Genomic DNA, 15,212 nt, shown 5'->3' with positions numbered 1-15,212 from the left:
GAGATGAGTGAGTGGGCATATGAGATGCCTTGGAGGCCAAATTTTGAGGCTTTCGAGGTAGGAGGCTGGGTCCTTGGAATGGCGGCAACAAGTGCTGTCCACTTCTACACCAGTTTGCCATCTCAGCCGTTTTATCTCTCAATGATTGTGATGGGAGGATTCGCCCTAAGGCGTGTGCCAGCTGCTGTCCATCTCTATCGAGTCCGTCAAGGTTTAAGAGCAAAAGACGTTGTCCTGATGGGGCAGGATGAACTCATTGAGCAGATGCTGGAAAACCGCGGCAAGTTATTCCTGGGGACCGGGTTTAAGTGGACTCAAAGGGAAGGGCAGCAGGTATTCGAACTGCTTAAGCGGGACATTACCAAGATCATGCCCAAGATTCCTGATGGATACATGGGCTCGCCTTGGATTCATGGGATTTCGCTACAGCCTGATCGCCCTATTGGTTTCCAGGAAGACCTGTCGTCGCTCCATACCCTAATTGTTGGTACAACAGGTTCCGGAAAAACTCGCCTATTCGATTTACTTATAAGTCAGGCCGTTCTTAGAAATGAAGCTGTAATTATATTAGATCCGAAGGGCGATAAGGAGATGGCCGAGAACGCCAAGCGAGCTTGCGAATTGGCAGGTCGCCCTGAGCGGTTTAAGTACTTCCACCCAGCGTTCCCGGAAATAAGCGTTCGGATCTCCCCAACCAAGAACTTTGGTCGGGCGACAGAAGTTGCCTCACGCATCGCTGCACTTATGAAATCTGAGGGCGGTGACCCGTTCCAAGCATTTGCTCAGATGGCGCTTAACAACGTTATCCAGGCTCTGTTGCTTTGTGGAGTTTTGCCGACCCTGGTGGAGCTTCGCCGCTGCCTTGAGGGTGGCCTAGCACCGTTGGTGATTCGAGCTATTAATGCTTACGGCTCAAAGGTTCACCCACTCTATGAAGCACTGCAGCGTGGTGCTTTGGCATCGGCAAAAAATGATGAGATGAAGGCCAAGAATCTTCTCAAACTCTATCGTGAGGAAATTGTTCCGCTGCAACCAAGTTCGGATCTTGAAGGTTTGCTTTCGATGTTCGAGCACGACAAGGCTCACTTCGGCAAAATGATTGCGTCCCTGCTGCCGGTGCTGAACATGCTTACTTCTGGGCATATGGGACCGATTCTTTCCCCTAATATGGATGATCCAGAGGACGAACGTGAAATTACTGACTCCAGTAAAGTTATCCAGGGCGCAGAAGTCCTATACATGGGGCTTGACTCTCTGTCCGACTCCATGGTCGGCTCCGCGATTGGCTCTATCTTCTTGGCTGACTTGGCTGCGGTGGCAGGTCAACGGTATAACTTCGGTGATGCGGAAGAATTAAAACGCCGCCCTGTTAATATCTTTGTTGATGAGGCTGCAGAAACAGTAAATGATCAATTAGTTCAGCTTCTTAACAAAGGGCGTGGAGCAGGGATGCGCCTTTATGTTGCGACTCAGACAATTGCGGACTTTGAAGCTCGAATGGGGTCGCCTGCTAAAGCAAGACAGGTGCTTGGCAACACTAACCATACAATTGCACTTCGTATCACTGATCAGGATACACAGCAGTATATTGCCGACAAGATCCCTAAAACGTACTACAAGTACGTTATGCGCACACAAGGTAACTCGACCAAAGATGATCCTCATATGCACTCTTTGAATGTGGGCGAACGGTTGATGGATGAGGAGGGAGAGTTGTTCCCAGCGCAGCTATTTGGGCAATTACCTAATCTCGAATTTGTTGCCATTTTGGCGGGCGGACAAATTGAGAAGGGCAGAATTCCAGTTCTAACTCGACCAAAAGTTTTTGATAAAGCAGTCGAAAAAGCTCGACTGCTTGTAAGAGAGGCAGCTTAATCGTGCGACTACGAAATGATAGCGTGACGCGACTTCTTGATAAAGATGACAAAGCACGCATGGTGCTCAATATTCTTGATGCAGATTGGCCTACCGCCGTACAGGTTATTCCAGAAGCAATGAAAATGGTGAGTAGGGAATCTACAAGTCCAGAATGCGTTGCGTTGTTGAAAGTATCTTTGGCCTCATACCAGCAGTCTTTAGGTGGTCGCGATCGCGATCGTCTCGAAGCGTTTTTGGAGCCGTTTCTGTCAGGTTTCACGGACTTATTGCTTCTTGACCCTGCGCCAACGCAAGCTGTCCTGGAATTAAAAGCGCTTCTGGATGGGTTGGTAAAAACCGATGCGAATCTAGTGGCACGTAATCGAATCGAGAGCCTTCTGCTTCCAGAAGATTCTTCCATTGGCCAGGTCTGGCGCGACATCAAGGCGATCTGACAATGGCTGACGTTGAAGAGAAGATGCCCAAAACTCTTTGGGCTGCTCTTGTATTTATCTGCATTGAAATCTTGTTGATAGTCGTACTTGTGCCCAACAGTTTTATCGATACAGCCATCCTTAAGGAGCAGGATTGGGGAGAGGCTCTCATGGGTAAATCTCAACATGAGCAGCTTATTCGAGATACAGATTCGCTTTACACACAGTTACATCTAGATAACGGTCTTAACAAGTGGGTGGGGAGCCTTTTCGTTCCTACAGATGAAGAGCGAGAGAAATCTAAAGCTTGGGAAAATCTTGGTAATTTGTGGTTTAAATTTCTATCCAATCGTGGAGAGGCACTAACGAAGGTGTTGTACCATGTTTACTACAGATTTTTATTGCTAGTAATGTGGTTGCCTTACATGCTTGTGATACTGGTGCCATCTGTTCTGGGTGGGTATATGACTTGGAACATAAAGCGATATACGTTTCAGCACTCATCCCCGTTCCTGAATACATATAGCTCGAAAATCATATCGTTCATCGTCGTGTCCTTGATGATTAGCTTTATTGCGCCGCTACCCATACCGCCGATGGTGATCCCGGTCGTCATCATTGTGCTCATGCCCATAGCCTCCAGCTTGCTGATCGGTAACCTGCCGAAACGCCTCTAGATCGGCGCTCGTACTGAATCCAGGTCCCATCTGGAAACTGCATTTTGACCCCGTTGTCGGGTCAGATTAGCCACCCCGCTGATTATTAAGGCCTCACTATTTATACATACGGTGAGGTATCTATGAAGCTCAACTCCAACACAGTTTTGTCCATCTGCCTGGCGACCTTGACGGTAGCCAGCGCAGGTGCATTTTTTGCGTTAAACAAGAAGGTTGATGAGGCTGCTCGTCTATCTGAGCAAACCAATCGCTCGTTCGCAAAGGTTAAGCCGTGGGCTTTGCAGCGCGATGCTTTGGACGCGGTCCTGGAGGAAGCACGGCTTCAATCGTTGATTTCTGGAAAAGAAACTTCTCAGCCGAGCAAGACAACCCCTCAGAGCTACCCCGGAGATATTGAGCGTCGCTACGGTGACCCTAAAGCCCAATTTACTCTGATCGAATACTCCGATTTTGAATGCCCTTTCTGTAGTCAGTTTTTCCCTGTGCCTAAAGCTCTAGCAGACGGCTCCCGCGGAAATATCTCGGTGATCTTTAAGCATGTTCCTATTCATGGTGAGGCCTCTAGGAAGGAGGCTTACGCAGCTGAATGTGCAGGGGCGCAGGGCGGCAACGACGCATTTTATCGCATGGCCGGTGCAATATTTAGCTCGACTCAAGCAAATGGAACTGGAACTAACGAGCCTTTAAGTGTCGTTGCAGACAAAATCGGGCTTAAAGGTTCTGACTTGTCTAAATGCATAGACGAAGGCCATTTTTACAACAAGATCAAAGCAGATTTTAAAGAAGCTATCGATCTTGGTATCAAAGAAACGCCTACGACGGTTGTTCGCTACAACCCGACCAATAAACAAGTTGTTCTGAGCGGTGCAAAGACGCCTGAAGATATTTTGAAGGCGATGGCCAATCTAGTTAAAAGCAGTGGAGCATCACAATAATGCAGCCTATTAATATTCCTCAGTATGTAGATGATCCACCCCATTTACTTTTTTGGCAGGCAGACGAAATTGCGCCAATCGGGATTGGTCTCGTTTTTGGGATGTTCACCGGCTACGCAGCCGTATGCACCATCGGCGGTTTTTTATTAACTCGCTGGTATCGTAAATATCGTGACGATCATCCCGACGGTTTCATGGTTCACATGATTTATTGGTTTACTGGAATGACAGGCGCCAAGGCCAGAACGATACCGAACTCGTTCATTCGGGAGTTTCACTGAGGCATCTATGAATATTGATAATTTAAGAAAAACTTATCGCCAGCTTGTCGATGAGAGCAAATTTCATCGAGTTATTATCGCGGCTTTGCTAGCAACTAACTTTGTATCTGTTGTTGGTTGGCTCAATAAAAGCACGGTGATCGATATGCAGCCGCCAGGTCTGGCAGAGCGTGCCTGGGTTGATGAAAGTCGTGCCTCGGATGCTTATGTGGAGGGCTGGGCGCTTTACATTGCTGATCGATTGGGCAATGTAAAGCCTAAGTCTGCAAGCATGATTCGAAATTCTCTTGAGCCACTTCTTTCAGCTGATATTTATCAGGATGTCATCAACAAAATTGAAAGCCAGGTTCAACAGATTCGTCAGGATCGCGTTGTTCTTGCATTTGAGCCAAAAGAAGTTCTTCGGGATAAGAATAAAACGAACAAGTTCTATGTTGTTGGCCGCTCCGTTATGAGTGGTCCTACTGGCAAACCTGTCCGGGACAATAAAACCTACGAGCTTGATCTCCGCGTTAAAAACTATAAGCCAGTCCTGTACTTCATTGATGTGTATTCGGGTGCCCCACGAACAGAAGACGTAATTCGTCGTGAGGAGAAAGCTGGTGAGGCTCGTAAGCGTATGGATCGGAATAACGATGAAAACTAAAACCATGAAACTTGCGATCTTGCTGGCTGCGGTTGCAACCGCGCAAATGGCTTCTGCTCGCGAACTCAAAATCCCACAGATGCCATCGTCGACGGGTCAGGAGCAAGTTGTCGAGGCGGTGCCGCCCGCACAAATTAATCCTGCGGAATATGGCCTTGAAGAGGCAGACGAAAACGCAGCGCGCGCAGCAATTAGCGAGGCTCAAGATAAGAAGACCGTCCAACCTTTGCAACCAAAAGCACCAGCATCGAGTGCGTCGGCGGCTTCCAGCGGTGCAAAGCAGAAGGAGCCCGTGGCTGATCCAAAAGGTACCCAGGACCTGGTGCAAGTCAGCGGCGGTGGTCGGGCCAATGATTTACAAGCAGTACCGGCTTCGGTCGCAAAGGGTGCTGCACCAGAAGCGGCAGCTGAGATGGTCGCGTCTCTCGTTGATGTGGTTGTTCAACCTGGGGTTAACACAATCATTCCCGCGGCAATCAACCATTTGAACCGGATTGTGACGCCGTTTGAAAAGCCGATTGTTCAAACGACCTCCAATCCAAAGGATTACACCATCAAGGAAAACGTCATCTACGTCACGGCGAACGATGAAACTCCCATCACGATGTACATCACCCCCAAGGAAGATGAGTCAGTCGCTATTAGCTTGACGCTGGCTCCTAAAAAGGTTCCTCCAATTCAAGCAAATCTTGTACTCGGCCAGGCACCTGGTTCGGGCGGTAAGGCTGGCGGTCTAAGTGGGGCTGGTGGTTATCGGTACTCTGGCCAGGCGAAGAAATGGGAGGAGGGTCAGCCCTACATGGAATCCATCAAGGGGATCATGCGGGCGCTAGCATTGGGTGGAATTCCAAAAGGTTACTCCATGGGCAAGTTGGCCAGCACCGATACATTGCCTGCGTGTTACCAGGACGGCATCCAGTTCGATTTTTCACGGTCCCAATTGATGATGGGGCACAACTTCAAAGTTCTCGTTGGCGTCGTCCGAAATACATTGAATGTACCGGTTATGTTCGATGAGACATCTTGCACTCATCCAATGCTAGCGGCGTCCGCGGCATGGCCGCGGAACATGCTTGAGCCAGGCGACAAGACCGAGGTTTACATCATCACAAGGGTCGGCGAAGCGCCGGCGGATGAATCTGCACGCCCAAGTTTGCTTAATTAAGGAGGGGACATGCTCAAGTCATACTGGGCTCGCCTGAGCCCCACCACTAAGCGAGTGCTTGTCATTTGCGGCTGTATTGTTGTCGTGCTGGCGATAGTTACTGCTCTCAGTGCCATTGGCGGCAATGAGAAACGTAAGTCTGGTGGTAAGCAAACCATCGGTAACGTGTTAACTGACAGCGATCCACGTGCAGTCGGTCTAGATGCGTTAAATGCCACCCAGCGTCAACAGGGGAAAAATCTCAACGATCTGACGCGGAACGTGAAGACGCTGCTTGACGGGGCCACACAGCAGCAGGAGCTACGCGATGGTCTGAAAGACCTATCAAAACAGGTTGCGGATGTTTCGACGCAGCTGAGTTCGACTACTCAGACAGCTGAAGCACTGAAGGCTGACAATGAAAGGCTGCAGCAAGCTTTAAAAGAAACTCAAGATAAGGCGCCACCGCCTGAAAAGGAGGCTGTTCTTAAAGAGAAGGAAGAGAGAGTCAAGGCTGAGCAACTGGCTCAACGTCGATATAACAATGCAGCCGTTGATCCTAACAAAAACATCGGTGCTTTTTTTGCCAATGCTCCGGCACCCGCCGCAGATCCGGTAAAGCCAGGGCAGAGTCCAAAGAAAGAAGAGCGACTCACAATCAGCACTATCGGCGCAACTGAGCCTGAGGAAAGCAAGGACAAGAACAAGGAAGAGGAGGTTTACCTCCCAGCTGGCTCGATCCTATCTGGCGCAATCATCACTGGTATCGACGCGCCAACCGGTAGTGGAGCTCGGAAAGATCCTTTCCCAGTTCTGCTTCGTGTGAAGAAAGAGGCTGTTCTGCCTAACCGCTTCAGGGCGGATGTGCGTGAATGTTTCCTCATCGCGAGTGCCTTTGGTGATCTTTCCTCCGAACGCGCCTACATGCGAGCCGAGACGATTTCTTGCGTACGTGACGACGGCGCTGTGATCGAAACTGGTATGGATGCATATGCCTCTGGTGAGGACGGTAAAGCTGGCGTTCGTGGTCGACTGATTTCGAAGCAAGGTGCGATTTTGGCAAGGTCGCTCATGGCCGGCTTCATGCAGGGTGTGAGTGAAGCATTCAGTGTCCGCCAAGTACCAAGCATCAACGTTACGGGTACCGGTAGCAGCAGCGGTGGCTCGGGCAAGGTGGTAAGCCCCGTTTACGAACAGGCCTTCAGCTCGCAAGCAATGCAAGGTGCTGCGATCGGTGGTACCGGCAAGGCCTTGGAGCGCATTGCTGATTTCTACCTCGAGATGGCTGAGAACCTCTACCCAGTCATTGAGGTAGATGCTGCTCGTGAAATCGACTTTGTCGTGAAGAAGGGTGTGCAGTTAAAGCTTCAAACAAAGCGCTGATTTCGCAGACCCTAGACAGGGGCAGATTAGCCCCTGTCTACAAATTCAAATACGGATACTCCAACCATGAAAATGAAATCACGGTTCACATTCGCGCGCCTGCTTATCGCTGCTGGCTTTGTTTCAGCGCTGAGCGGTTGCTCGTTTCTTCAGATTGGTCAGTCGGATTACTCATGTAAGGGCATGCCTGATGGCGTTACTTGTATGTCTGCACGTGACGTTTATCAGCTGACGGAAAACGAGAACTTTCGTCAAGTTGTAGAGCAACGTCAGGCCGCAAAGGACGAGGCAATTAAAGAGGGCAAGACGATCGAGGAAGTTATGCCGGCGGTAAGCCCGCATATTGCCGCTGGTGAGCGCTACGTCGTTCCAAAACCAGCCCGTGATCCGATACCGATTCGTTCACAAGCAACAGTGATGCGTATTTGGGTTGCCCCATGGGAGTCCGACAAGGGCGATCTGAACGTACCAGGTTACATGTACACAGAAATTGAGCCACGTCGCTGGGAGATCGGCACCCCAGCGCCGAAACCAACTGCCTCGATTCGACCACTTGAGTCGCGTAAAGCCGTGCCGCCAACGGTACAAAACTAACACCCCCCAAAAAGCAATAAGCAGGAGACACCCCATGCAACTGAGCATGAACAACCACCAAAAACGTCGCGCAAAAGACGTTATGAAATTCGGCGTTGCACTGATGGTTACAGTCATGGCCACCCAGGCTATGGCAGGTACCGGTGGTGACAGCTTCGACTCCATCTGGGTAACGCTGACCGACTGGATGCAAGGCACCTTGGGCCGAGTTGTAGCTGGCTCTATGGTTCTCGTAGGCATCGTTTCCGGGATCGTTCGACAGTCGATCATGAGTTTCGCGACGGGTGTCGGTGGCGGCGTCGGTCTCTACAACACTCCGACCATCATCGAATCGATCATGACCGCTACTCTGCCGGCTACCCACTCGTTGGTAACCGCGGCCGTACCACTGGCTCAGCAGATCTAGTTTCAAACGCAATAACCAAAGCCGGCCTTGCCGGCTTTTGGGCTTTCTTAACGGGATCGGAGTTCGAATGTGAACGGGATGAAAAAAAAGGGAATTCTCGCGCTTTCAGCATTGGCCTTATCGTGGTCGCTGACCGGTAATGCTGCTTCTCAATGTATTGAAAGCGCCGAGTCGCTGGCCATCAACCCAATAGCTTCCTTCGAAGGCGGTTCCGTTACTGTCTCGTACTCACTGAAGCGCAATGACTGCACTTCGACGGGCTCATTTAGTCTTCCGATCGCAATTGGAGGGCCAAAGGGTGCGCAGCTCGGAAAATGTGAGGGTGTTCGTACAAAGGAAGAATTTTCCTGTAATGGATCTGCAGCATTGCCGGCTGGATTCACGGGCCCGCTGGTTATTAGCGTAGGAGGGGTATTAGCCGAGACGATCGTTCAACCCAAGCAAACGCAGCCAGTCGCTGAAGACATGGAGGTGCTGAATGATGAAGATAAAACTCTCGTAATTCCGCTCGTATTGAAGGGCGCTGGAGTAACAGCGGATTCATTTGAGTTAGAAAATTTGCCTGATTCGAATGTAGGGCAAATCCTTCTTAAAGGCACCACAGTCACGTTCATACCCCTACCAGGTTGGAGCGGTATTACAGGATTTTCGTATCGAGGCAAGGATCAGCACGGCGTTTACTCAAATGTGGCGAATGTTCGCATCGTCACCAGCCTCATGAATGATCCGCCAATTGTAATACCTCATCCTGCAGTCGGTTCAGAGGACATCCCTTTTACCTTCACACCGGTGGTGAAGGATATTGATGGCGTCGACATCTATCAGCTCGTTGTCGAAGCCCAAGGATCGCACGTATCCGCATCGGTTTCGGATGATCGCCATTCCCTGAAAATCACACCTGAACTCAACTGGAATGGTGAGGACTTTATCAAGATCACTGCAATGGATGCTGCAGGTGAAAAAAGTACCGTCACGGACATTCGGGTTGTCATTCAGCCGGTCAACGACGCTCCGAATGTTGATGCAATATCAATTACCACTGAAGAGGACGTCGCCGGCAGGGCGCCGATTATTTTTACCGACCAAGATGGTCAAGCGCCATATCGTTTCACCGTAGGTGGCCAGCCCTCAAAATCTATTGGTGGATGCGGTATTGACGGTAATTATGTTGTTTTCACGCCCGCGAAAGACTGGAACGGCCAAACCACATGCTCAGTTACGGCAATTGACGCCAGTAACACATCTTCAAAACCTGCAGTAGTGTCAATCAACGTCAACCCGGTTCCAGACAAGCCGGTCGTAGAAAGTAAGACGGTGACAATGAATCAGGGCGCCTCGACGTCGGTGACTCTCTCAGTAACAGATCCCGACAAGGTCGACACCGTTTCTCTATCCAGCGCAACACCACAAGACGCGACCTTTGGTTCGTATTCTTTCAGCGGCTCAAAGCTTTCATTAACACTGTCCCCATCATTCGTGGGGAGTCGTGTAATTGCGTACACGGCCAAAGATTCTTTCGGCCTTAGCTCTGATACGGGGTTCATCACAGTCAAAGTCCTACCTGTAAACGTAGCTCCGGTTGTAGACGCCATTGATGCATTGACATCGATCGAGACGCCTGTTTCTGTGGAGCTGACCGCGACAGATGCGAACCATGACTCGCCACTAACATTTGCTATTGCACAATCGGTAGCACCCGCTGCGGGTTCACTGACGCTTGTAAAAAATGTGCTTACTTTTTCCCCGGCTACAGGGTTTATAGGAACGGCGACATCTAAGGTGACCGCAACAGATACTGCCGGCGCTGTCTCTGCGAGCCAGTCCATTACATTCAACGTTCAGGCGGATCAGATTGTTGCTTACGATCCCGACGTGCCTGATACCCACGCTATTGTCATCGTGCAACAACCGCCGGCAAATGTCGGGGTAATCACAGCGGTCGGAATGAATGTAACCTTTGCCCCCGTTGAAGGTTACTTCGGGCCTGGATCATTCAAATACAAGGTTCGGGATACAGCCGGCTCGGAATCAGCTGTTAAAGACGGCGTAATCATTGTCGATAAAACCAACTTTGCACCAACATTAGCGAGTGCTGATCTCACAGCATACGAAGGTGAAGCGTCAGCTGCTGTAGCGCCGACAGTCGCGGACAAAAACCTGTATGACGCTGGTCAGCACACATTCAGTGTGCCAATCCAAGCAATGACGGGTGTCGCAGAGGTCGTGAGCAATAAGCTCATTTACAACGCACCATTCGGTTTCCAAGGCAAAACGTCGTTCAAATTTATTGCTCGTGATTTAGCTGGAGCTGAGGTGATCGGCACGGCAAACGTGACGGTTATCGCTAAAAACTTTCCGCCGACAATGGTCGCACTTGATATGCAGACCACGGAGATCACGCCTGTGTCCGGCGTTCCAACGGTGGTTGATCCAAATCCCACGGATGCATTTGCCTTTAAGGTCATTGGCACGCCAGTAGGAGGCACCGCTATAGCTGCTGGAGGCAAAGTTAGCTACACCCCTCGTGAAGGTTGGACAGGGACTGATAGTTTCCTCATCAGTGCTACAGACGCAGCGGGATCTACAGTAACAGGGCTGGCCACTGTGACCGTAGTACCGAACAACCTGGCGCCAGAGGGACTGGTTGGATTAATCACAGGCCTCGAAAATACACCGGCAGCACCCTATTACCCTGTGATTACAGACAAGAATCTGTACGACCAAGGCCAGCACCTTCTGAAAGTGGTTACCCAACCTGCAAACGGATCCGTGGCTGTGACCGGCAATATGCTTATTTTTACACCGGCCAAAGATTTTATTGGTGATGATTCATTTATCGTTGAGGCAACTGATTTAGGGGGCTTGAAGGCCACTGGTTCGGTTGCCGTTCACGTACTCCCAAACAACCTGCAGCCAGAGAGTGCAGCGCTGAGTATTACCACCTACGAAAACACCAAGTCGGCCGCTTTTAAGCCTGAGGTTGATGATCCAAACGTCTGGGATTCCTTCAGCTACGAAGTTGTAAGCCAACCTTCGCACGGTAGCGTACTCGCCAGTCAAAATGGCTACATCTACACGCCTAACCCTAGCTACGTGGGCAATGATTCGTTTGCTTTCCGAGTGGTCGACGCAGGTGGCGAATATATTGAGTCTCTAGCTCGAGTAGCAGTTCTAAGGAAGAACACGCCTCCGACAGGCCTTAAACCAACGGTCGTATATTTCTACGAGGGGGTTGGAGGAAAGGAGCGACTGAGTGCTGTTGACGCCAACGATTGGGGTTCCCATACATTCGCGGTCGTTTCGCAGCCTGAGCATGGGTATGTATGGTTCAACGGTAATGACGAAATGAACTTCAAGACTGACGGTCGTACTCAGACCTCAGTCGTCATCAAGGTCACAGACCAGGATGGGGAGTCGGTGAACGTTACCGTGGTGCTCATGCCGAAAAGCATCGCTGATGTAGTGGATCAGATGCCAATCGAACAGATTGATAAAGATAGCTTGTCCACCCCTGCCATCACTAAGGAGTTCAACAGAACAGACGGTCGACCAGGGTTAATGGTGACAGAGCCTGTAGCTATACAGGCTCTTGGGACTGACATTATTGCGTTTGTAGAGAAATCATCAGGCCTTGGTCTGAAGGTAGGTCGCAAACCACTAGAACCAGGTCAAGCAGTTCGTCTGCCTATTGATCGGGTGACAGTTGATAGCCTGGGTGCCGCTGTCGCAGCCCTTACTGCAGGTGAGGCTGGCAAAGGGAGGCTACTGCTGTTTAGGGGCGACCTGACTGGTTCGGCCTTTGCGATTCCATATGAAGTATGGGCTCTGCAGGGCGCGATAAAGACTTCAGCGGATAGCGTGCCTTTGGGCCTGCAATCTGTACGAGCGCAATTCGAGCCGGGAAATAATGTTTGTCTGAACACGGTTCGGACACTATCGGCCCAGAACTCCAACCCCTACGACAATCCGGTATGTCTACTTGAGTTTACAAAGGCATTGCCGGAGTACAAGGACCTGTCCAGCGATTCTACGTTGGCTTTGCAGGGCACCGCCGCGGATGTCGGCTCGTACCCAATCGAGGCCTCTTCCTACATTGTTGGACCTGATGGTCAGAAGTATCTCCTTGGCACCTATTCAAAGGCGGTGACCTTTGTCTCCCCAGTAGCCACTGTGAAAATAGGGCCAAAATACCCGTTCGATAAAGCGTATTTCAAAGTCGAAGATCTGGATATTGAGTTCGTTCAGCAGTCAGGAACTGCTTGTGATTTGACGATAATTGAGCGCCGCGCAATGACTGCAGCTTCGTCTTATTCGACTAAGCCTCTGTGCTTTGTCGAGTGGGAGGAGATTTCTCCAGGTCTCACCATTCGACCCAATTGGGAAAGGCCATACCTGGTTGGCAACGCACAAATGCTCGGCGAAAACAAGATTCAGTGGAAGCTTTCTGTCTTCACACCGTCGGGCAAAAAAATTGAACTAGGATCGGACAAATTCACTTTTGACGTTATTGAGCCGTCGTTCCCTACAGTTACCTATACGTCCAAGACGAAGGTAAACGATTCGTTGTTGGTGTCACCGCTGGCCGGTGGTTACATCGGCGATGCCGTCGTGACTTCTGTGAGTGCACGGCTACAGCTCAAAAACAACGTCAATCAAGGTAAGGTCCAAAGTGAGGAAGTTGCGCCTTCCTTTGGGGACATCATGACGGTGTACCGCCGTATTTACACGGCCCCATTCACCGCTCTATGGCAAAAACGTTCGCTCTTCGTTGATGTGAACTACACGCTGTTACCTGATTTGATCACACACTCCCTGGTCGACGTTCTTGCGGTTCCTGACGAGAGCATTGTTCCGATTATCGATAACGAAAATGGGAAGATTCTTTCCACTGAGGCACTGGAGGTTAATGTTGGGATCGGTGATGCATACGACTCAACCAAGACCTACAACGAGTCAACGATGGGGTCATGGGAGATTCGTCTGATTCAGAAGCCGACTTGGAACACTGTGACGGAAGTTGCACCATGGGTAAAAGCTGATGGTGCCGGTCATGCGTCATTCGCTTTGAACGTTGCAGATCTTGCTGGCAAAAACCTTCGCGTCTTCGCGGAGGCTCGGATCATATCTCCCGTTCCGGAGTACACCGTTACCAGAACATCGCCACAGCCACTGTCACTTGCAATTTTGAACGGCGCAGCGCTAGACGGATCGATTCGTGCGCTGCGGTTAACGGGTGAAGCTCCCCTCCGGGTAACGCTGTTCGCGGATGTCACCAATCGTGCCTGGACCAAAGACCTCGGTAATGTCCGGTGGGAGCAATCCACTGAAGGTGGTGCATGGACTGAAATTCCAAATAAAAGCCGCACACCACAACGAATTGCTCTGACCCTGGCCAAGGGGAAATACAAGATTCGCGCGGAGCTCACGAACAAGAACTCTGGCGCAAAATCGATGACCGACGAAATTGAGATTGCTGCCTACAACATTCCCAAGGGGATACTCAAAGGGGCGGGCAACACGTTTCTTGATGCGAATGCTCGATTCAGAGTGCTGCAGGTGAATGCACAGCCAATTGATCTTACAAATATCGATGTCGAGTGGAGCTATGACCGTGGTGTCACGTGGACACCAGGTAGCGATAGCGTTGTGTTTACTCGTAGTGCCGAGGAGCGCGTCTATGTCTACATGAGAATGAGGTACAAAGATTCTCCGACCGACGATCCTCGGGTTTGGAAGACGATTCGTTCTGGCGTTGCATTCAGAAAGGTGCGTCCACCCAGAGTGCAGCTGATCGGACCGCGTCGTCCGGAAGTTGGGAAAGAGTCAACATGGGTAGCGAACTTGCTTATGCCGTACCCGAACATGGATTTAACAATGGATGGTGAATTCATCATGCCGGACGGGAAAACAATCGTCCCTGGCCAAGAGGCCAAGTACACGCCCGTGGATTCTGATATCACCGATGAGCGCACTTATCTGAGCTACCGCGCTTGGATCAATGGGTACCGTGATCGAGGAGGTGAGGGCATAACTCAGCAGCGAATTACTTTCTGGATTTACGATTGGCCGGCCTGGGCGATCTCCCCGACATTCTCAGCTGAGTACGCACCGGCCGACCTGAGCTTACGCGTAAGGAATATCGGTGAGTTCAAAGCCGTCGAGGGTGTCTATTACGACTGGGAGATGCCAGCTATGCCCGGTTATTCAGTTGTGAAAGACGACAACATGGCGCTGCGGATACTGACCATTGATGAGCCAGGCGAGTTTCCATTCAAGGTGCATGTTTACGACGCTCGTGGCAACTACACCCTTGTTGAAAAAAATATGATCTTCAAGGAGCCACCACCATGGACAATCACGCTTAAGTGGACAGGTGATAACAACGCAGCCCGTGCACCTCTCGGCATCATGGTTCGGCCTGAAATCACTGGTGGACATCCAAAAGACCGGATTACGAACATGACGTACACCCTTAACGGATCTGAGATCGATACCGGCGGATCTCGATATGCGCGCGCAACGCTACCTGCAGAAGGTCAGTACCAGGTCGCCATGGCTGTTCAGTCCCAAATGAACAAGGGAGGAACCGGTGAGGTGTCTATCGATGTGAAGCAGAACCAGAAACCTACCTGCGACTTGCAGGTCAAGGAGAGTGGTTCAGCGTGGACTGCCACCGCGAAATGTGTTGATCCTGATGGCCGGATAGCCCGTCACAATTGGTTCGTAAATGACAAATTGCAGGGGTTAGGAGGGTCGATGATCACAATTTCGAAAAGAACGTACCCTGAAGCACCGAAGATCCTGCTCTACGCCACAGATGACTCTGCTGAAGACTCAGCACCAGTAGTTTGGTAA

Annotated in this window: 11 protein-coding genes; all 11 read left to right on the top strand. The window is 50.6% G+C overall.

What is annotated here, in order from left to right:
- The first annotated feature begins 3 nt into the window (after positions 1–3).
- Complete coding sequence (gene traD / locus ACODSV_RS02685) at positions 4–1,875, top strand: conjugative transfer system coupling protein TraD (protein WP_185710061.1); 1,872 nt, start codon at positions 4–6, stop codon at positions 1,873–1,875.
- A gap of 23 nt (positions 1,876–1,898) precedes the next feature.
- Positions 1,899–2,312: a hypothetical protein gene (locus tag ACODSV_RS02680; RefSeq protein WP_198865508.1), complete on the top strand. Its 414-nt coding sequence runs from the start codon at positions 1,899–1,901 to the stop codon at positions 2,310–2,312.
- Positions 2,313–2,314: 2 nt separating this feature from the next.
- Positions 2,315–2,968: an IncC plasmid conjugative DNA transfer DtrJ family protein gene (locus tag ACODSV_RS02675; protein WP_489044735.1), complete on the top strand. Its 654-nt coding sequence runs from the start codon at positions 2,315–2,317 to the stop codon at positions 2,966–2,968.
- A gap of 122 nt (positions 2,969–3,090) precedes the next feature.
- The gene (locus ACODSV_RS02670; RefSeq protein WP_454838458.1) at positions 3,091–3,903 is read left to right on the top strand and encodes a DsbA family protein; all 813 of its coding nucleotides are present in this window, start codon (positions 3,091–3,093) and stop codon (positions 3,901–3,903) included.
- On the top strand, positions 3,903–4,184 hold the full coding sequence (traL, locus tag ACODSV_RS02665) for a type IV conjugative transfer system protein TraL (RefSeq protein WP_010466560.1): 282 nt from the start codon (positions 3,903–3,905) through the stop codon (positions 4,182–4,184). The genes ACODSV_RS02670 and traL overlap by 1 nt, the downstream gene beginning before the upstream one ends.
- A 7-nt stretch (positions 4,185–4,191) precedes the next feature.
- The gene (locus ACODSV_RS02660) at positions 4,192–4,830 is read left to right on the top strand and encodes a TraE/TraK family type IV conjugative transfer system protein (protein ID WP_185710065.1); all 639 of its coding nucleotides are present in this window, start codon (positions 4,192–4,194) and stop codon (positions 4,828–4,830) included.
- Positions 4,820–5,995, top strand: coding sequence for a TraK domain-containing protein (locus ACODSV_RS02655; RefSeq protein ID WP_489044732.1), 1,176 nt, complete (start codon positions 4,820–4,822; stop codon positions 5,993–5,995). Before ACODSV_RS02660 ends, ACODSV_RS02655 begins: the two co-directional genes overlap by 11 nt.
- A gap of 9 nt (positions 5,996–6,004) precedes the next feature.
- Positions 6,005–7,357: a TraB/VirB10 family protein gene (locus tag ACODSV_RS02650; RefSeq protein WP_218538204.1), complete on the top strand. Its 1,353-nt coding sequence runs from the start codon at positions 6,005–6,007 to the stop codon at positions 7,355–7,357.
- Between the two features lie 66 nt (positions 7,358–7,423).
- A complete protein-coding gene (traV, locus tag ACODSV_RS02645) occupies positions 7,424–7,951 on the top strand; it encodes a type IV conjugative transfer system lipoprotein TraV (RefSeq protein ID WP_185710068.1) in 528 nt (175 codons plus the stop codon).
- A gap of 34 nt (positions 7,952–7,985) precedes the next feature.
- A complete protein-coding gene (traA, locus tag ACODSV_RS02640; RefSeq protein ID WP_185710069.1) occupies positions 7,986–8,357 on the top strand; it encodes a TraA family conjugative transfer protein in 372 nt (123 codons plus the stop codon).
- 78 nt (positions 8,358–8,435) lie between these two features.
- On the top strand, positions 8,436–15,212 hold the full coding sequence (locus ACODSV_RS02635; RefSeq protein WP_489044930.1) for an Ig-like domain-containing protein: 6,777 nt from the start codon (positions 8,436–8,438) through the stop codon (positions 15,210–15,212).

It is taken from the genome of Pseudomonas sp. FG86, assembly GCF_057808775.1.
Note: the sequence above shows the minus strand (reverse complement) of the source record. Positions and strands in the feature narration are given on the sequence as shown.

Coding starts and splice junctions, on each gene's coding strand:
- traD (WP_185710061.1), top strand. CDS start 4: ATGAGTGAGTGGGCATATGAGATGCCTTGGAGGCCAAATTTTGAGGCT.
- ACODSV_RS02675 (WP_489044735.1), top strand. CDS start 2,315: ATGGCTGACGTTGAAGAGAAGATGCCCAAAACTCTTTGGGCTGCTCTT.
- ACODSV_RS02670 (WP_454838458.1), top strand. CDS start 3,091: ATGAAGCTCAACTCCAACACAGTTTTGTCCATCTGCCTGGCGACCTTG.
- traL (WP_010466560.1), top strand. CDS start 3,903: ATGCAGCCTATTAATATTCCTCAGTATGTAGATGATCCACCCCATTTA.
- ACODSV_RS02660 (WP_185710065.1), top strand. CDS start 4,192: ATGAATATTGATAATTTAAGAAAAACTTATCGCCAGCTTGTCGATGAG.
- ACODSV_RS02655 (WP_489044732.1), top strand. CDS start 4,820: ATGAAAACTAAAACCATGAAACTTGCGATCTTGCTGGCTGCGGTTGCA.
- ACODSV_RS02650 (WP_218538204.1), top strand. CDS start 6,005: ATGCTCAAGTCATACTGGGCTCGCCTGAGCCCCACCACTAAGCGAGTG.
- traV (WP_185710068.1), top strand. CDS start 7,424: ATGAAAATGAAATCACGGTTCACATTCGCGCGCCTGCTTATCGCTGCT.
- traA (WP_185710069.1), top strand. CDS start 7,986: ATGCAACTGAGCATGAACAACCACCAAAAACGTCGCGCAAAAGACGTT.
- ACODSV_RS02635 (WP_489044930.1), top strand. CDS start 8,436: ATGAAAAAAAAGGGAATTCTCGCGCTTTCAGCATTGGCCTTATCGTGG.